The sequence below is a fragment of the Nocardia sp. NPDC056611 genome, assembly GCF_042792755.1.
Taxonomy (GTDB): domain Bacteria; phylum Actinomycetota; class Actinomycetes; order Mycobacteriales; family Mycobacteriaceae; genus Nocardia.
On the sequence record NZ_JBHTVV010000004.1, the window covers coordinates 89079 to 106873 of the forward strand.

Here is a 17795-nt window from a genome sequence, read left to right on the forward strand (position 1 = left end):
GCTGTCAATGACCGCGAGAATCGCCATCATGCGAGGACACGAATGCTGGAGCCGCTCGCGTTCGTCCAATCATCGCTTTCTGAACACCCCTGCGGCACGGATGGGGGACAGGCGGCAGCCGGCTCGGGCCCGGTGGACCCTACGACCCGAAGTCGATCCGGGCGCTCGGGTGTGCGGCGGTGATCCGGTCGCGGACCTCTCGGGGGAACCGGTTGCCGTTGAGGTCGACGGTCTCGAGGTCGGGGAGCGTGTCGAAATCGGGCGGCAGGTCTTCGAGGCCGTTGAAGGCCAGGCGGACGGTCCGCAGCCGGCGGAACGTCCCGATCCCGGCGAAGTGCTCGGGCCGGAGCCGGCGGCGCTTGCCGTCCCGGCGCCACCTGTCGATCCGGAGTTCCTCCAGACCGGTCAGTTCCATCGCGAACAACTCCCGGAGGAAGACGTGCCCGGGCTCCGGGCCGCGGCTGCTCTGCCCGCTGAAGCCGAGGACCCGCAGCGCGGGCAGGCGGCCGAGGTCCGGCAGCGGGTCGCGCAGCAGGCCGAGGCTGCCGCCGAGGTCGAGGTCCACCAGCCGGGTCAAGTGGAGCAGGCTGTCGGGGACGGTGTCGAAGTTGTTGCAGCTCAGATCGAGCCGGCGCAGGTTCGGGAAGGTGGTGACCACCTCGGGGAAGGTCAGCAGGTACCGGGCGGGGCTGCCGGACATCGACACCTCCTCGACGCCGGTCAGGCCGCGCGCGGAGTCGGGGAACACGACGTTGGTGCCGTCGGCGACCAGCTTCCGTAGCCCGACCAGGCCGCCGAAGGTGTCCGGCAGGACGAACCGCGTCGACTCGGGCGGCATCCGTCCCGGCTCGTACTCCGCGTCGGTGCGGACGGACAGCGAGGAGATGTCGAGTTCCTCCAGCGCGGACAGCCGGCCGACGGCGGCGGGCAGGGTGAACTCGACCTCGTTCTCGTCCAGGGACGAGTTGCCGGCGACCCGCAGCACCCGCAGCCCGGCCAGGTCGCCGATCGATCCGGGCAGGGCGGTCAACTCGCAGTCGCGCACCGACAGGTGCTCCAGTCCGGTGAGCGTCCCGATCTCCTCGGGCAGCTCGCGGATCGGATTGCGGTCCAGGATCAGGGTGCGCAGCCACGGCATCCGCAGCACCTCGGCGGGGAACGCCTTCAGCTTGCGCCCGGTCAGGTCGAGATGGTCGGTCCGGTCGGCCAAGGCCCGGGACAGCTGGTCGTCCAGCGCCGCGGCCGCCGACTCACGCGCCGACCGGGCCCCGGGCCGCAGGACGGGCAGCCCGGCCCGCAGCCGGTTCAGGAACGCGTCGACGGCCAGGCGACCCTCGTCGTCGACGACCTCGGGCGCGAACGCCTCACCGAGGCCGTTCCCGGCGACGAAGTCGACGTCCCGATCGCAGACGCCCAGGTTGTCCACCCAGCGCGCGCCCGGGGCCGTCAGCGCCATGTGGTGGTCGAAGTCGATCACCCAGGGGGTGTCGACCACCCCGGCCGCCAGGGAGCCGTGGTTGTAATAGCCGTACACCATGTGAGTGAAGGCGCCGTCATGGATGCAGATCGCGGCGTCGCCGCCTTCCAGCGTCTCGGCCCGGGTGTGGCCACCGACGTAGAGCCCGGGCCAGTCCTCGTAGAGCGCGATCGGGCCGTTGACCGTCAGATCACCGGTCACCACGATCAACTCGACATCGCTGTCGCCGTCGGCGTCCACACCGCGCAGCTCGGCGACGGCGGACAGGAAATCCCCGTCGAGGGTGAGGTCACCGTCGAAGAACAGCACCGTGGGATCGTCGGGCTCGTCTCCCGCTCCCTCGAGCTCGGCGGACAGCACGCCGCCCAGGCGGGCGTCCACGTCGGCGTAGGACAAGAGGTCGGGCATGGAAAAGGTCGACATGCGGGAGAGCATATGTTCGCGGCTCGGCTGCGTAGCTCGCTCGACGAGCCGCCGTCACGGGGGCGTTCGAGCCGGGCCCGCGCGGCAGCGGCGACGCCCCCGGAGCGGTCATCGAAAAAGGCCGGAACCCAGCGGGTTCCGGCCCTTGTCGGAGAGTCTTCGGGTCAGCTGAGCGCGTGATCCAGATCGTTGAGGAGATCCTCCGCGTCCTCCAGGCCGATGGAGATGCGCAGCACGCCATCGGTAATGCCCACGGCCGCACGGCCTTCCGGACCCATCGCGCGGTGGGTGGTGGTGGCCGGGTGGGTGATCAGCGTCTTCGCGTCACCGAGGTTGTTGGAGATGTCGATGATCCGGAGCCGGTTCAGCACCTCGAACGCGCGCTTCTTGGCCTCGTTGTCGCCGGCCTTCAGCTCGAAGGTGATCACCGTGCCGCCGCCCGACATCTGGCGCTTGGCCAGCTCGTACTGCGGATGCGAGGACAGGAACGGGTACTTCACCCACGCCACCGCCGGATGCGACTCCAGGAACCGGGCGATCTTCAACGCCGAGTCCACCGACTGGCGCAGGCGCAGCGGCATCGTCTCCAGGCCCTTGAGCAGGGTCCAGGCATTGAAGGGGCTCAGCGCCGGACCGGTGTGGCGCATCAGGTTCTTCACCGGGCCGTCGATGTAGTCCTGCGGTCCCAGGATCGCGCCGCCGAGCACCCGGCCCTGGCCGTCGATGTGCTTGGTGCCCGAGTAGACGGTGATGTCCGCGCCCAGATCGAAGCCGCGCTGCAGCAACGGGGTGGCGAAGACGTTGTCCAGCACCACCTTCGCGCCCGCCGCGTGCGCCAGATCCGAGACCGCGCGCACATCGGTGAGGGTCTGCATCGGGTTCGAGGGGGTCTCGAAGAAGACGGCCTGGGTGGGAACGGACAGCGCCTGCTCCCACTGGTTCAGGTCCTCGCCGTCGACGAACACCGTCTCCACGCCCCAGCGCGGCAGGATCTCGTTGGCCACCACGAAGCAGGAGCCGAACAGGCTGCGCGCCGCGACCAGCCGGTCACCGGCCGACAGCAGCGCGCCCAGCGCGGTGAACACCGCCGACATGCCCGACGCGGTCGCGAAACAGGCCTCCGCGCCGTCGATCAGGCGCAGCCGCTCCTCGAACATGGCGACCGTCGGGTTGCCGTAGCGCGAGTACACGAAGTGCTCGATATCGCCGGTGAAGGAGGCCTCGGCCGCCTCGGCGCTCTCGTAGACGAAACCCGAATTGAGGAACAGCGCCTCGGAGGTCTCGTCGAAGCCGGAACGCCGGGTGCCGCCGCGCACCGCCTGGGTGGCGGGGCCGACGCCCTCGGGGAGCGGTTTCTCGAAGGAGCCGCCGGTGATCATGACTGCCTCCACGGAAGTCCGTCGGCGCGCCAGCCGGTGCTGCCGCGGTGGCCCTGGCCGTCGAGCGCACCCTCGAAGCCGTCGACCACATTGAACGAGGGGGTGATGCCGAGCGTGGTGGCGGCGGTCGCCGCGCCGATCGAACGCTGGCCGGAGCGGCAGATGAAGATGACAGGCGCGTCCGAGTCCGAGGTCCGGTCGGCCAGCGATTGCTTCAGCAGGTCGGCGAACCGGGCATTGGGGGTGCCGGTGACGTCGACCCACTCGATCAGCGCGGTCGGACGGCCGATGCCGCTGGTGTCGGGCACGCCGACGAACCGCCACTCGGCCTCGGTGCGCACGTCCACCAGGACCGCATCGGGGTTGTCGCGCAACAACTCCCACGCCTGCTTCGGCGTGATGTCACCTGCGTAGCTCACTTGTACCTCCTGAGAATCCGCACTTGCCGCACCGCTGTCCGATGCGAGGCCAGGTCGTCACCCGGAGCACCCCACCGCGGAGGAGGGTTGCCGACCAGCCAGCCGGGGCTTGGCGCTGGTACTCATGACCTGGGATTGAGATTGCCGAAGAACCGTCCCCACTGTCAAACCCCGGCGGAGCATTCGGCCGTTGTCACGAATTACAGACCAACCAGCGGGAATTCTCTTTGGCGAAGTGCCACGTCGACGTCGACGGCGCCCCGGCGACGGTGAACGTGACCTGCGCGGTGGCCTGGTCGCCCGTGACGGACGCGTCGGTCAGCTTGTCGAAGGCGATCGAGCCGCCGGTCGCGGTGGCCGCCTTCAGCGGCGAGGCGTTCTCGTCGAATCCCTTGCAGGACAGCACCGGGTCGTACTTCCCGGTGTCGTTGCGGGCCATCACGAACTTGGTCGCCGCCAGCGAGAGCCGATCGGAATCTGTGACATTCTTCTCAACCGGCGACACGACCGACGCGACCACGATTCCCAGGATCACCGCCGCGATGATTCCCGCCGCCACCAGGAACGGCCACATGCTGCGGGTCTCGTTCTGGTCGATCCGGATCGGGGTCTCCTCGGCGTCGCTCATGGGTAGATCATGCCTGGTCCCCTTGTGCGGGCCGCCGCGTGCCATCGATAGAATCAGCAGAATTTCCCGCCCCAGCGCGGGAATAGCAAGACTACGCAGCAACGCTGCAGCGTCGGGGGCCAACGGAGGCCGCCGAGGTCAGAGCGTCAACTTAGCCTAAGCTAAGAACGACGGCTGAGTTTTGACGGCAAGTTAGTTTCGACCCAAAGGGTGCGCGGAAGAATGACCGAACAGAGTGCAGGGACCCGCCCGCTACGCATTGCGATCGTGGGCGCCGGACCGGCCGGCATCTACGCCGCCGACGCGTTGATGAAGTCCGACGCGGACGTGAGCATCGATCTCTACGAGCGCATGCCCGCGCCCTTCGGCCTGATCCGCTACGGCGTCGCGCCGGACCACCCGCGCATCAAGGGCATCATCACCGCGCTGCACAAGGTGCTCGACAAGCCGCAGGTCCGCCTGCTCGGCAATATCGACTACGGCGTCGACATCACCCTCGAGGACCTGCAGCAGTTCTACGACGCGGTCATCTTCTCCACCGGCGCCAACGCCGACCGCGCGCTGGGCGTGCCGGGCATCGACCTGGACGGCTCCTACGGCGCCGCGGACTTCGTGTCCTGGTACGACGGCCACCCCGACGTCGCCCGCACCTGGCCGCTGGAGGCGGAGAAGGTCGCCGTCCTCGGCGTCGGCAACGTCGCCCTCGACGTGGCGCGCGTGCTCGCCAAGACCGGCGACGAGCTGCTGCCGACCGAGATCCCGCCGAACGTCTACGAGGGCCTCAAGGCCAACAAGGCGCTCGAGGTGCACGTGTTCGGCCGCCGCGGTCCCGCGCAGGCCAAGTTCACCCCGCTCGAGCTGCGCGAGCTCGACCACTCGCCGACCATCGAGGTCATCGTCGACCCCGAGGACATCGACTACGACGAGGGTTCGGAAGCGGCGCGCCGTCATTCGAAGCAGGTCGACATGATCTGCAACACCCTCGAACAGTGGGCCATCCGCGACGTCGGCAACCGCCCGCACAAGCTGTTCCTGCACTTCTTCGAGAACCCCTCGGAGATCTTGGGTGAGGACGGCAAGGTCGTGGGCCTGCGCACCGAGCGCACCCAGCTCGACGGCACCGGAAACTGCAAGGGCACCGGCGAATTCAAGGACTGGGACATCCAGGCCGTGTACCGCGCGGTGGGCTACCTGTCGCAGAACATCCCGGCCCTGCCCTTCGACGACCAGGCCGGCACCGTGCCCAACGAGGCCGGTCGCGTGATCATCGACGAGGACGCCGACGGCGCGGCTCGCTACATGCCCGCTACCTACGTCACCGGCTGGATCAAGCGCGGCCCGGTCGGCCTGATCGGCCACACCAAGGGCGACGCCAACGAGACCATCGCCTGCCTGCTCGACGACGCCGCCAACTTCGCCCCGGCCGCCAAGCCGGAGCTCGAGGCCGTCACCGAGTTCCTCGAGGGCAAGGGCATCCCGTTCACCACCTGGGCCGGCTGGTACCGCCTGGACGCGCACGAGCGCGCCCTCGGCGAGCCGCAGGGCCGCGAGCGGGTCAAGGTCGTCGAGCGCGACGAGATGCTGGCCGCCTCCGAGCCCGACAAGGCCTCCTGAGCGGTACTCGACCCGACGTCCTGACCAGCGTGAATCCGCCTGCCGGACAAGGTTGTCCACACTTGTCACCGTTCTGAGGCATGCTGATCACGTGTTCGATGCCCATCTCCACATCTTCGATCCGCGGTTCCCGCTGGTCGAGAACGAGGGCTACCTGCCCGACCCGTACACCATCGCCGACTATCGCAAGCGCATGTCCCGCTTCGATATCGACGGTGGCGCGGTGGTCAGCGGGTCCTTCCAGGGCACCGATCAGAGCTATCTGCTGGCCGCCCTCGCCGAACTCGGCGAGGGCTGGGTCGGCGTCACCAATCTCCACGTCGACGCGAGCGACGCCGAGATCCTCGCGCTGAGCAAGGCCGGGGTGCGGGCCATCCGGTTCAACCTCAAGCGGGCGGGCGGCGACATCGTCGGGCTCACCATGCTGGCCCTGCGCGCCTACGAACTCGCCGGTTGGCATGTCGAGCTCTACATCGACGGGTCCATGCTGGGCTCGCTGGAACCGGTCATCACCAAACTGCCCAAGCTGTCCATCGACCACCTGGGCATGTCCGACGACTGCCTGCCGTACCTGCTCAACCTGGTCGACCGGGGAGCCAAGGTGAAGGCCTCCGGCTTCGGGCGGGTGGCCATGAATGTCGGCTCGGCTCTGCGCAAGATCCACACCGTCAACCCCGAAGCACTCATGTTCGGCACCGATCTGCCGGGCACCCGGGCCGGCCGGCCCTTCCGCGACGCCGACATCTCCCTGCTCGCCGACTCGGTGGGCTCGGATCTGCACAAGGTTCTGGAAGACAATGCCCGCTCCTTCTACGGCCTGCCCGCCAAGGTGCGCGACTTCGAGGACCCGGCGTCGAACCGCTCGACCGGGGAACCGCCGACGCTGCGGCTGCCGCGCTCCGAACTGCCCGCTCCCCAGCACCCGGCCACGCTCCCGCTGCCCCGCATCGATCGATAGGCCGCGCCCTCCGCGCTTCCGAACCTTCGCGTTATTGTCATAGCGTCAACACCGGCGGGTGAGCCGGTGCGCAGCATTCGACGACGAACCGAGGTAGGGCGTGAGCACTCCATCCACCGCCAAGCAGGGCCCGCTCGCGGGCATCCGGGTTGTTGAACTGGCCGGCATCGGCCCCGGTCCGCACGCGGCACTGCTGCTCGCCGACCTCGGCGCCGACGTGGTCCGGGTCCAGCGGCCCGGCATGCTGCCCGGCTTCATGGAACGCCCGCAGTGGCGCGGCCGCACCATCGTCGAGGCCAACCTCAAGGATCCGGCCGACATCGAGAAGGTGCTCGGCCTCATCGACAAGGCCGACGTGCTGCTCGAGGGCTTCCGCCCCGGCGTCACCGAGCGCATGGGCCTGGGCCCCGAGGCCGCGCTGGAACGCAACCCGCGCCTGGTCTACGGCCGCATGACCGGCTGGGGCCAGTACGGCCCGATGGCCGACCGCGCGGGCCACGACATCAACTACATCTCCCTCACCGGCGTGCTGAACGCCATCGGCCGCAAGGGCGAGCGGCCGGTCCCGCCGCTGAACATGGTCGGCGACTTCGGCGGCGGTTCCATGTTCCTGGTCTTCGGCATCCTGGCCGCGCTGGTGGAACGTCAGAACTCCGGCAAGGGCCAGGTCATCGACGCCGCCATGATCGACGGCGCGCTCGCGCTGTCGCACATGATCTGGGGCATGAAGGGCGTCGGCCTGTGGTCGGACGAGCGCGGCACCAACCTGCTCGACACCGGCATGGCGTTCTACGACACCTACGAGACCTCCGACGGCAAGTACATGGCCGTCGGCTGCATCGAGCCGCAGTTCTACGCCGAGCTGCTGCGGGGCCTGGAGATCTCGCCCGAGGGCCTGCCCAACCAGCTCGACCCCAACGGCCAGGACCAGCTCCGCAAGCTGTTCACCGAGAAGTTCAAGACCAAGACCCGCGACGAGTGGTGGGCGATCTTCGAGCACACCGACGCCTGCACCACCCCGGTGCTGACCTTCACCGAGGCCGAGCGGAACCCGCACATCCAGGCCCGCACCGGCCTGGTCGAGATCGACGGCGTCGTCCAGCACGCCCCGGCGCCGCGCTTCTCGCGCACTCCGGCCGCCGTTCCGACGCCGCCGCCGAACGAGGGCACCCCGATCGAGAACGTCTGGGCCGACTGACCTGCCCGTAGACGGCCGAACGCCCCCGGTGGAATTCCACCGGGGGCGTTGACTTTTCCGATGCGGCGTTGTGTGGCTCGGGAATTACGGGGCGACCAGCTGGATGTCCAGCTCGATGGCGATCTTGTCGCTCAGCATGGCGTTCGGCATGCCCGGCGCGACGTCGAAATCGCTGCGCTTGATGGAGCCGGTGGCGTTGAAGCCCGCGTGCTCCTTGTTGTCCTGCGGGAAGACCTGCACGCCGCCCCACTCGACCGCGAGGGTGACCGGCTTGGTGATGCCGCCGATGGTGGCCTCACCGGTGACCACGAACTCCTCCGAGAGGGCGATCGGCTCGGGGATGCGGAAGGTCAGGTGCGGGCGGTTGGCGACATCCAGGATGTCGGCGCTGCGGACGTGGCCGTCGCGCATCTCGTTGCCGGTGTCGAAGGAGTCGAAGTAGATGGTGGCCTCGATGGCGGCCTCGCCGGCCTCGTTGACCACGAAGCCGGTCTCGAAGCGGTTGAAGCGGCCGCGGACCTTGGAGATGCCCAGGTGCTTCACGGTGAAGTTGACCGAGGAGTGGGCGGCGTCCAGGGTCCAGGAGCCGGGGGCGAGGGTGGTCTGCTCGGAAGTCGTCATGTCACCTACCGTAAGTGGACTCCGGTCCGCTTATCCACACCGTGGTTATCCGGGGACTGGCAGGGCTGGGATAACGGGACACGGACCAGGCAGTATGGAAAGGGTGTCCCGTTCCGAATTCGCCGAGTTCCTGATCGCCCGACGCGCCCAGCTGCAGCCCGAGGACGTCGGCCTGCCCAGCGGCCGCCGCCGGCGCACACCCGGCCTGCGCCGCGAGGAGGTGGCCGCGCTCGCCGGAGTCAGCGCAGACTACCTGGCCCGGCTGGAACAGGGACGCGACACCAACCCCTCCACCGCCGTGCTCGCCGCGCTCGCGGATGCCTTGCGGCTCAACGAAGTCGAGAAACACCACTTCGGCAAGCTGGCCCTGAGCCTGGAACAGAAGACCTCCTGCCCGGCCGCCGGACAGGCCCGCGAACAGGTCTCCGACACCATCCAGGCCGTCATCGACGCCCTGCAGCCCACCCCCGCCTTCGTGCTCGGCCGCTGGCTGAACCTGCTGTCCTGGAACCCGTCCTTCCGCGACTTCACCGAACCGCTCGGCATGTTCGACACCGAGGCGCACCACAACTTCGCGATCTACGTCTTCGACCATCCGGCCGCCCGGAAAACCTTCCTGAACTGGCCCGACGTCGCCGACATGGCCACCTCGGCGCTGCGGGCCGCCGCCACCCGGTTCCCCGACGACCCATCGGTCGCCGGGACCATCGAGACCCTGAGCCGCAATCCCGAATTCGAGCGGCGCTGGCGCGAGCACCGGCTCACCGACTTCCGTTCCGTCGTGGTGCGCCTGCAGCACCCGCTGCGCGGCGAGGTGGAGGTCGAAGTGGAGACCCTGGATCCGGCCGCAGACCAGACGGTCATGATCTGGCTGGTCGACCGGCGACACGCCCGAACTCCCGGATTGCGGCTGGTCAACGAATAAAAACCGCAGCTCGCAGGCCCGCGTTCCGACCGCCGGGGCGGGCCCGGCGAACTACAGTTGATCCATGGCTCGGAATTGGCCGATGGTCGAACGGGAGAACGAGCTCGAATCGATCAGGTCGGCGCTCACCGGCGGCGACTTCGTCGGTGTGGTGCTCACGGGTGACGCGGGGGTCGGGAAAACCACGCTGGCGCGGATGGCCACCGCCTCCGCGGGAACTGTCCGCTGGGTGGCCGGCACCGAATCCGCCCGCAGCATTCCGCTCGGGGTCTTCGCGCACATGGTGGGGGTGTACACCGCCCACGACCCGGTGACCTTCATGGCCGCCGCCCGCGAGGCGCTGCTCGCCGACGGGCACACCATCATCGGCGTCGACGACGCCCATCTGCTCGACCAGCTCTCCGCGACCCTGCTGCTGCAGCTGGCCATCGACAAGGCCGCCCACATCGTGGCCACCGTGCGCAGCGGGGTGCAGGTGCCCGACGCCATCACCTCGCTGTGGAAGGACGGACACCTGCTGCGCATCGACCTCAAGCCGTTCACCCAGCGGCAGAGCGTCGAACTCGTGGAAGCCATGCTGGGCGGGCAGCTGGAGGGCTTCACCGCCAACCTGATGTGGGAATCCTCCGGCGGCAACGCGCTTTTCCTGCGCCACCTCGTCGACGGCGCGCTCGAGGCGGGCACGCTGCGGCAGGTCAACGGGGTGTGGCAGCTGCGCGGGCGGGCCGCCGTCACCTCGGAACTGGCGGCGCTGCTGGAGGATCGGGTGGAACAGCTGCCCGAATCGGTGCTGCGGGTGCTGGAACTGCTCACCTTCTGCGAACCCATCGACCTGGACGTGTTAGCCGAGATCGCGGGCGAGGAAGCCGTCGAATCGGCCGAAACCCGCGGGCTCATCAGGATTGTCGAGAACGGGCACCAGCTGCTGGTGCGCTACAACCATCCGCTGTTCGGTGAGGTGATCCGGCGGCGGCTGGGCATCGCGTCGGCGCGGCGGCTGCGCGGGCGGCTGTACTCCTCGCTCAAGGACCGGCCCGTCAACTCCGCCTCCGAACGCATCCGGCTCGCCGAATTGGCCTTGGACAGCGATAAATCCGCGGACCTGGAGCTGTTCCAGGCCGCGGCCGCCGACGCCATCAGCCTGGCGAATCTGCCGCTGGGAGAACGGTTCGCGCGCGCCGCGGTGGAACGACAGGGCGGCGTCGAAGCCGCCGATCTGCTCGCCCGCGCCCTGCTCTGGCAGGGGCATCGCATCGAGGCCGAACGCACCCTCGCCGGATTCGACCCCGACCAGCTCACCGAGGTCCAGCTGGCGCGCTGGGGCAGCACCCGGGTCGCGAATCTGCTGTGGTCCATGGGCGACGCCGACCGCGCCGACGAGGTGCTGGCCTCGGTGCGCAAGCGGGTCAGCCACCCGAAAATCATTGCGGCACTGGACGGCCTGGCCTCCGCGTGCGCGGTCAACGAGAACCGGATCGAGGAGGCGTTCACCCTCGCCGAATCGGTCATGTCCACGCCCGAGGCGCCGCCGTGGGCGGTGTACTGGGCCGCGTTCGGCGGCGGGCTCGCGCTGGCGCTCATGGGGCGCGGCGAGGCGGCCCGGCAGTACGCCGCCCGCGGGCACGCCGTGGAACCGCACATCGACGGCTTGAACCGGTTCATGTTCACGCACGCGGAAGTCCTGGCGCTCACCTTCACCGGCGAACTCGAAGCCGCACGGGGGTGCGCCAACCGGCCCTACCCGTTCTCCTCCGCCGGGCAATACCTGGCCTGGGGCCTGGCCAAGATTCTGCAGGGCACCGTGGATGTGGCGCAGGGCAAGTTCCCCCAGGGCATCGACAATCTCGAGCAGGCCCTCGCCGCGCTCACCACCGAGGGCGCGGCGGCCTGGATGTTCCCGGCCCAGCTGCGCCTCGCGGAGGCCTATTCGGCGCTCGGGCGGTCCGCCGACGCCGCGGAAGCCATTGCGGCGGCGTCCTTCCGGGGCGGTCGGCACAGCGCGGTGTACGAGGCGCTGCTGGATTTGGCGCGCGCGATGCAGGCCGCCGCCGAAGGCACCGCGACACCCGCGGTCCGGCTCGCCATCGGCGCCGCCGACCTGGCCGCGCGATCGCATCAACACGCGGTCGAAGCGATGGCGCTACACACCGCCGCCCGCTTCGGCGATGCCACGGTGGCAGGCCGGCTCGCCGATCTGGCGGCGCGCATCGACGGGCGGCTGGTGCAGGTGCAGGCCCGGCACGCGGTCGCGGTCGCCGCCCACGACGGGCACGGATTGGACACCGCCGCAGCGGAATTCGAGTCCATCGGGGCGATGCTGTCGGCCGCCGACGCCGCCGCGCAGGCCGCGTCCGCGCACGAGCGGGCCGGGGATCGCCGCCGCCTGCTGGAATCCGCGGCCACCGCCAACCGGCTCGCCGCCGCCTGCGGCGGAGCCTCCACCCCGGCGCTGCGGCAATCCGCGCAGCCGTTGCCGCTCACCGCGCGGGAACGGGAGATCGCGAATCTGGTCGCGGCCGGGCTGTCGAACCGGCAGATCGCGGATCGGCTGACCGTCTCGGTGCGCACGGTCGAGGGGCATCTGTACCGGGCGTGCATCAAGCTCGATGTCACCGATCGCGAGGCGCTGGCCGATCTCATGCGGGGCGGGACATCTTCCGGCAGCACCGTGAACTGACCCGACGTCGAGTTGTTCGCACCGCTTACCAGCAAAATATGCGATATCTCCCGCCACCCACGGTCATGTCACCGGGCCGGCAATTGAGGCTGGAGCCAACAGCTCTCCATCAGTCACCTTTTCCGCGCAGCGTGATGGTCACAACCTGAGGGCCAGAAACTTCGCACCCCCGATCCGGTGCTGTGACGTGCGTAAACGCGGTCACACCGGACCGGCGGCAACGCTCCGGCAGCGGCGGTCGCGAATCACCGGCATCGATGGACGGTCCGCCGGACCGGTGAAACGAAATACGTTCGGAAAGTTGGTGTTTCGCGTGCGTGGACGAAATCGTGAAATGAACTGCAGCGTCGCCCGGCGCGCGCTCGTGGTCGGCGCCATTCCGCTGGCACTGGCCGTGGCCTGCTCGAACGCCGGTGAACCGGCCCAGGTGGCCGACGGCACCGCCACCCAGGCTTCCGTGCCCCTGACGGGCAGCACCGGCACACCGGGCGGCAACAGCTCCCCGCACAACACCGCCCGGCCCGGAACCGCCGACCCGGACCCGCAGGGCATCGACGCCGCCGGCCCCGGCCTCCTCCCCTCACCCCGCACCGCCGCCGCCCAGCCGGGCGTAGCGCTCCCCACCGGCGACCAGGACCACCCCATCCGCGTGACGACCGTGCAGCCCGGCGTCACCATCCCCCGCCCCCAGCCCGCGTCGCCGCAGGCACCGTCCCAGCTCGCGGACTACCCGGTCCCCGCCAACTTCCGCCCCGTCCCCAACACCCGGGACGCGGCCCCGGCCCTGGACGTCCAATCCCTGCACGCCCCCACCGTCGTCACGCCGGTCCTCCCCATCGCCCCGCCCCCGCGCACCGTCCGAATCGGCGACTTCACCACCCCCGCCCCGGACGAACTCCCCGACACCGTCCTCAACGGCGTCAACGGCGTCGCCGCCGAAGCCGAAGCGAGCCTCGCCACCGGCCTCAACTCCATCGGCGTCAACCCGTCCCGCTCCGACAAGATCGCCGCGGGCACGCTGGCGGGCGCGGCGGCCGGCGCCACGGGTGGAGCTGTCGCGCTCGGCGTCCCCGCAGCGGTCGCGGGCGGCGTTCCCGGTGCCGCCGCCGGTGCGCTGATCGGTCTCGGCGCCGGCGCGGCCGTCGGCACGGTGGTCGCGGGTGGTCTCACCACGGGCGCCTTGGGCCTCGCGGCGGCCACCGGCGGCGCGGGCGCGGTGGTAGCCGCCGTGCAGAGTGCGGCCGCCGCACCCGAGGTGGCCGGTTTCGCGGGCGGTGGCGCGCTCATCGGCGCGGCCGTCGGCGGCGCCGCGGGCGCGGCGGCGGTAGGGATTCCGGCCGCCGTGGTCGGAGGTATCGCCGGTGGCGTCGGCGGCGCTGCCGTCGGCGGCTTCCTGGGTGGTGCGCTCTGACAGCGGATTTCGCGGAGCCGCCCGCACCGACCTGCCCGGTGCGGGCGTTCTCGCTGTCCAGCGTCAGAAGAGGGTGGGTTCGCCGAAGCCGGGGGTGCGCTCTATTTCGAGGAGGCGCTGTTTGGTGGTGACGCCGCCGGGGGCGGAGAAGCCGTGGAGGGCGTGGTCGGCGGCGAGGACCCGGTGGCAGGGGATGATCAGCGGGATGGGGTTGCGGCCGAGGGATTGGCCTACGGCCTGGGCGCCGCCGGGGGCGCCGATGCGGTTGGCGACCGCGCCGTAATTGAGGGTGTGGCCGGGGTCGATGGCTCGGGTGACCTCGTAGACGGCTCGGTCGAAGTCGTTGAAGAGGGTGGCGTCCACGGGGATCCAGCGGAGGTCGTCGAGGTCGCCGGTCAGGTGGGCCTGGATGCGGGCGATGGCCTCGGCCATCTCGGGGGTGGGGGCGCCCTCGTGGAGGTCGGCGCGGCGGTGGCGGCGCAGGATGTGGGTGCGGGTGGCCGCCGGGTCGCGGTCGGGGAGGGCGAAACGCAGGACGCCGGTGGCGCTCCAGGCGATGGCGCAGACGCCGATCGCGGTATCGAAGAGCGCCGCCGACGCCTGGGGGCGGACCGGGGCGGACATAAGGGCAGTGTGCACGATGGCACCGACAGAACGCAGATTCAAGGCCAGTTCGCTAGAACTGGACTGACTCGTTGCGGCAGGGGATGGCGGACAGGGCCGCTGCGGCCGAGGCGCCGCGGCCCGACCTCCGGCGCGCGGGCTCCGAGGGCGCGTCGGGACGCAGGGAGGCGATGGCGGCGAGATCCGAATACTGGCGGGCCGCTTCATATTCGCCGACCGACCAGTCCGACATGGGGGCATGCGGACGATACCGCTCCAGCAGCACACCCCAGCGCTCGCCGGGTGCGGGCGCGAACCGGTACACGAGACCGGCGAACGCGGCGACAATCACGAAGGAACCGAGTAGTGCGACCATGATCCCATGGTGGACCGGCCCTGGACTTGAAGAAAATATCCAGTACCTGGATACTGGCCTGTATGGCGACACGAGTGATCGGCGCGGCCAGCCTCACACGCGACCTGGGCCGGTGGCGTAACGACGAACCGGGCGCGGCCGCCGACAACGGCAAACGGTCCGCGCGGCCCGCGTACGTGGCCCTGGCCGAGAGCATCCGCCTGCTCATCCACGACGGCCGCGCCCCGCTGGGCGTGGCCCTGCCCAGCGAACGCGACCTGTCCACCAGCCTCGCGGTCAGCCGCACCACCGTCACCTCCGCGTATTCGCTACTGCGCGAACACGGTTACCTGATCAGCCGTCAGGGTTCGCGCAGCACGGTGGCGCTGCCGCCGACCGTGGTGCACGACGGCGCGAAGCCGGCCCGCAGCATCCTGGCCATGATGGCGCAGCCGGAACTGCCGACCATCGACATGACCTACGCGTCCATGGCCGCCCCGCCGCAGATGACCGAGGCGTACTCCTTTGCCCTGCAAGGTCTTCCGACCTATCTGGGCACGCACGGCATGGACCCGGTGGGCGTGCTCATGCTGCGCGAGGCGCTGGCCCGCCGCTACACCGAACGCGGCCTGCCCACCGAACCGGACCAGATCCTCATCACCCTGGGCGCGCAGCACGGCCTGCGCCTGCTGCTCAATGTGCTCACCACCCCGGCCGAGCGGGTGCTGATCGAGCACCCCACCTACCCGAACGCCATCGAGGCGATTCGCGATGTGGGCGCACGCCCGGTGCCGGTGCCGATGCGCCCGGACGGCTGGGATCTGGACGGGATCCGCAGTGCCGCACGGCAAACCGCCGCCAGCATGGCGTACCTGATCCCCGACTTCAACAACCCCACCGGGCATCTGCTGGACGCGGAGGGCCGCGCCGAACTGGCCGCCATCGCCCGGGAGACCCGTATGACGGTGATCGTGGACGAGTCGATGGGCGACCTGAACCTGTCCGGTGTCGAATCCCCGCCGCCCGCAGCGGCTTTCGCCCGCGGCTCGGAGATCGTCACCATCGGTTCGGCCTCGAAGTCGTTCTGGGGCGGTCTGCGGGTCGGCTGGGTCCGCGCCAATCAGCCGTTGATCACCAAACTGCTGGGCACCCGCTCCACCGTCGACCTCGGCACCCCGGTGATGGACCAGCTGGCCACCGTCCATCTGCTTCGCAACGAGGACGAGATCCTCACCACCCGCCGGGCGCAACTCCGCTCCCGCCGCGCGGTCCTGCTGGAAACCCTCGCCGAGGAACTCCCCGACTGGCGGGTCACCCCCGGCGCGGGCGGCATGTCCCTGTGGGCTCAGCTCCCCGCTCCGGTCTCGACGGCGCTCGCCGCCACCGCGCCCAACCACGGCGTATTGCTCGCCGCCGGACCACGTTTCGGCGTCCAGGGCGCGTTCGAGCGGTTCATCCGCCTCCCCTTCACTCACGAGGAGGCCGATATCCGCGTCGCGGTGAAGTCGATCGCCGCGGCCTATCAGGGCCTCACCCCGCACGCGGCCGACCCGCTGGCTCCCCTCATCACCTACTGATACCGCCGGAAACACTTCGCCCCCGCCGCATTCGATGCGGCGGGGGCGAAGTCGCTTCACAGCTCGGGCGTGTCAGCCCAGGATGTCGTGGCGGACGATGGTCTGATCGCGGCCCGGGCCGACGCCGATGCACGAGACCCGCGCGCCGGACAGCTCTTCCAGGCGCTTCACGTACGCCTGCGCGTTGGCCGGGAGCTCCTCGAAGGTGCGGCAGCCGGAGATGTCCTCCCACCAGCCGGGCATCTCCTCGTAGATGGGCTTGGCGTGGTGGAAGTCGGTCTGGGTGGTGGGCATCTGCTCGACGCGCTCGCCGTCGATCTCGTAGGCGACGCAGATCGGGACGGTGTCCAGGCTGGAGAGCACGTCCAGCTTGGTGAGGAAGTAGTCGGTGATGCCGTTGACGCGCGTGGCGTAGCGGGCGATCACGGCGTCGAACCAGCCGGTGCGGCGGGCGCGGCCGGTGGTGACGCCGACCTCGCCGCCGGTCTTGGCCAGGTAGGTGCCGGACTCGTCGAAGAGTTCGGTCGGGAACGGGCCGGAGCCGACGCGGGTGGTGTACGCCTTCAGGATGCCGAGCACCGTGGTGATCTTGTTGGGACCGACGCCCGCGCCCACGGCCGCGCCGCCCGCGGTCGGGTTGGACGAGGTCACGTACGGGTAGGTGCCGTGGTCGACGTCGAGCAGGGTGCCCTGCGAGCCTTCCAGCAGCACGATCTCGTCGCGCTCCAGCGCCTCGTTGAGCAGCAGGCGCGAGTCGGCGATGCGGTGCTTGAAGCCCTCGGCCTTCTCCAGCACCTCGTCCACCACCTGCTGCGGGTCCAGCGCGCGGCGGTTGTAGATCTTGACCAGCACCTGGTTCTTGAATTCCAGTGCGGCCTCGACCTTCTGGGTGAGGATCTTCTCGTCCAGCACGTCGGCCACGCGGACGCCGACGCGGGCGACCTTGTCCTGGTAGCAGGGGCCGATGCCGCGGCCGGTGGTGCCGATCTTCTTGTTGCCGAGGAAGCGTTCGGTGACCTTATCGATGGCCACGTGGTACGGCATGATCAAGTGCGCGTCGGCCGAGAGCAGCAGGCGGGAGGTGTCCACGCCGCGCTCTTCCAGACCGGCGAGTTCGGCCAGCAGCACGCCCGGATCCACGACGACGCCGTTGCCGATGACGTTGGTCACATCGGGGGTGAGAATGCCGGACGGGATCAGGTGCAGCGCGAAGCTCTCACCGTTCGGCAGTACCACGGTGTGCCCCGCGTTGTTGCCGCCCTGGTATCGAACTACCCACTGGACTCGGTCACCGAGCAGATCGGTGGCTTTGCCCTTGCCTTCGTCGCCCCACTGGGCGCCGATCAGCACGATTGCCGGCATGCGAGTGTCTCCTACGGGTTCGACGCGCAGCACCCATGTTGCTGCAGCTACCCGCCATCAGAAGGCGGTGGCCGTGGGCACACTTTACTGGATGACCACATACGTCCAGGTGCACGCCCCGGCTCTGTGTGCACCCGACACGACCCTGAGTGAACCAGACATAACGGA

The 17795-nt window shown here is 69.7% G+C and carries 15 protein-coding genes and 1 riboswitch; of the genes, 7 read left to right on the forward strand and 8 right to left on the reverse strand.

Going from position 1 to position 17795, the window contains the following annotated elements; translation table 11 throughout:
* Positions 1-139: 139 nt before the first annotated feature.
* The 4 genes from ACFRAQ_RS21840 to ACFRAQ_RS21855 all read right to left on the reverse strand — a co-directional run bounded on the left by ACFRAQ_RS21840 (position 140) and on the right by ACFRAQ_RS21855 (position 4326).
* On the reverse strand, positions 140-1900 hold the full coding sequence (locus tag ACFRAQ_RS21840) for a leucine-rich repeat domain-containing protein (protein ID WP_379102396.1): 1761 nt from the start codon (positions 1898-1900) through the stop codon (positions 140-142).
* A 164-nt stretch (positions 1901-2064) separates the two neighbouring features.
* Positions 2065-3279, reverse strand: a complete 1215-nt coding sequence (locus ACFRAQ_RS21845) for an O-succinylhomoserine sulfhydrylase (RefSeq protein WP_379102398.1) — start codon at positions 3277-3279, stop codon at positions 2065-2067.
* Positions 3276-3698: a rhodanese-like domain-containing protein gene (locus ACFRAQ_RS21850; protein WP_379102400.1), complete on the reverse strand. Its 423-nt coding sequence runs from the start codon at positions 3696-3698 to the stop codon at positions 3276-3278. The genes ACFRAQ_RS21845 and ACFRAQ_RS21850 overlap by 4 nt, the downstream gene beginning before the upstream one ends.
* A gap of 14 nt (positions 3699-3712) precedes the next feature.
* Positions 3713-3828: riboswitch (SAM riboswitch) on the reverse strand.
* A gap of 63 nt (positions 3829-3891) precedes the next feature.
* The gene (locus tag ACFRAQ_RS21855; protein WP_379102402.1) at positions 3892-4326 is read right to left on the reverse strand and encodes a hypothetical protein; all 435 of its coding nucleotides are present in this window, start codon (positions 4324-4326) and stop codon (positions 3892-3894) included.
* A 222-nt stretch (positions 4327-4548) separates the two neighbouring features.
* On the opposite strand from ACFRAQ_RS21855, the gene ACFRAQ_RS21860 reads away from it, so the two are divergent.
* The 3 genes from ACFRAQ_RS21860 (at position 4549) to ACFRAQ_RS21870 (ending at position 8096) form a co-directional block, all read left to right on the forward strand.
* Positions 4549-5940, forward strand: a complete 1392-nt coding sequence (locus tag ACFRAQ_RS21860) for an FAD-dependent oxidoreductase (protein WP_379102404.1) — start codon at positions 4549-4551, stop codon at positions 5938-5940.
* Between the two features lie 91 nt (positions 5941-6031).
* Positions 6032-6898 (forward strand): amidohydrolase family protein, encoded by an 867-nt coding sequence (locus ACFRAQ_RS21865; protein ID WP_379102406.1) that lies wholly within the window; start codon positions 6032-6034, stop codon positions 6896-6898.
* 100 nt (positions 6899-6998) lie between these two features.
* Entirely contained in the window at positions 6999-8096 is a 1098-nt protein-coding gene (locus ACFRAQ_RS21870) for a CaiB/BaiF CoA transferase family protein (RefSeq protein ID WP_379102408.1), read from the forward strand.
* An 84-nt stretch (positions 8097-8180) separates the two neighbouring features.
* Here ACFRAQ_RS21870 and ACFRAQ_RS21875 read toward each other — a convergent pair whose 3' ends face one another.
* Positions 8181-8717: a YceI family protein gene (locus ACFRAQ_RS21875; RefSeq protein WP_379102410.1), complete on the reverse strand. Its 537-nt coding sequence runs from the start codon at positions 8715-8717 to the stop codon at positions 8181-8183.
* A gap of 94 nt (positions 8718-8811) precedes the next feature.
* On the opposite strand from ACFRAQ_RS21875, the gene ACFRAQ_RS21880 reads away from it, so the two are divergent.
* From ACFRAQ_RS21880 to ACFRAQ_RS21890, 3 genes are all read left to right on the forward strand, one after another.
* Positions 8812-9642, forward strand: a complete 831-nt coding sequence (locus ACFRAQ_RS21880) for a helix-turn-helix domain-containing protein (RefSeq protein ID WP_379102412.1) — start codon at positions 8812-8814, stop codon at positions 9640-9642.
* A gap of 64 nt (positions 9643-9706) precedes the next feature.
* A complete protein-coding gene (locus ACFRAQ_RS21885) occupies positions 9707-12319 on the forward strand; it encodes a LuxR C-terminal-related transcriptional regulator (RefSeq protein WP_379102414.1) in 2613 nt (870 codons plus the stop codon).
* 334 nt (positions 12320-12653) lie between these two features.
* The gene (locus ACFRAQ_RS21890) at positions 12654-13730 is read left to right on the forward strand and encodes a hypothetical protein (RefSeq protein WP_379102416.1); all 1077 of its coding nucleotides are present in this window, start codon (positions 12654-12656) and stop codon (positions 13728-13730) included.
* A gap of 63 nt (positions 13731-13793) precedes the next feature.
* Here the strand turns inward: ACFRAQ_RS21890 and ACFRAQ_RS21895 are convergent, their stop codons facing one another.
* The gene (locus tag ACFRAQ_RS21895; RefSeq protein ID WP_379102419.1) at positions 13794-14354 is read right to left on the reverse strand and encodes a methylated-DNA--[protein]-cysteine S-methyltransferase; all 561 of its coding nucleotides are present in this window, start codon (positions 14352-14354) and stop codon (positions 13794-13796) included.
* A gap of 52 nt (positions 14355-14406) precedes the next feature.
* Complete coding sequence (locus ACFRAQ_RS21900; protein WP_379102421.1) at positions 14407-14709, reverse strand: hypothetical protein; 303 nt, start codon at positions 14707-14709, stop codon at positions 14407-14409.
* 62 nt (positions 14710-14771) lie between these two features.
* On the opposite strand from ACFRAQ_RS21900, the gene ACFRAQ_RS21905 reads away from it, so the two are divergent.
* Positions 14772-16265 (forward strand): PLP-dependent aminotransferase family protein, encoded by a 1494-nt coding sequence (locus ACFRAQ_RS21905; RefSeq protein ID WP_379102423.1) that lies wholly within the window; start codon positions 14772-14774, stop codon positions 16263-16265.
* A 72-nt stretch (positions 16266-16337) separates the two neighbouring features.
* Here the strand turns inward: ACFRAQ_RS21905 and ACFRAQ_RS21910 are convergent, their stop codons facing one another.
* Complete coding sequence (locus ACFRAQ_RS21910; protein ID WP_357094375.1) at positions 16338-17627, reverse strand: adenylosuccinate synthase; 1290 nt, start codon at positions 17625-17627, stop codon at positions 16338-16340.
* Positions 17628-17795 lie beyond the last annotated feature (168 nt).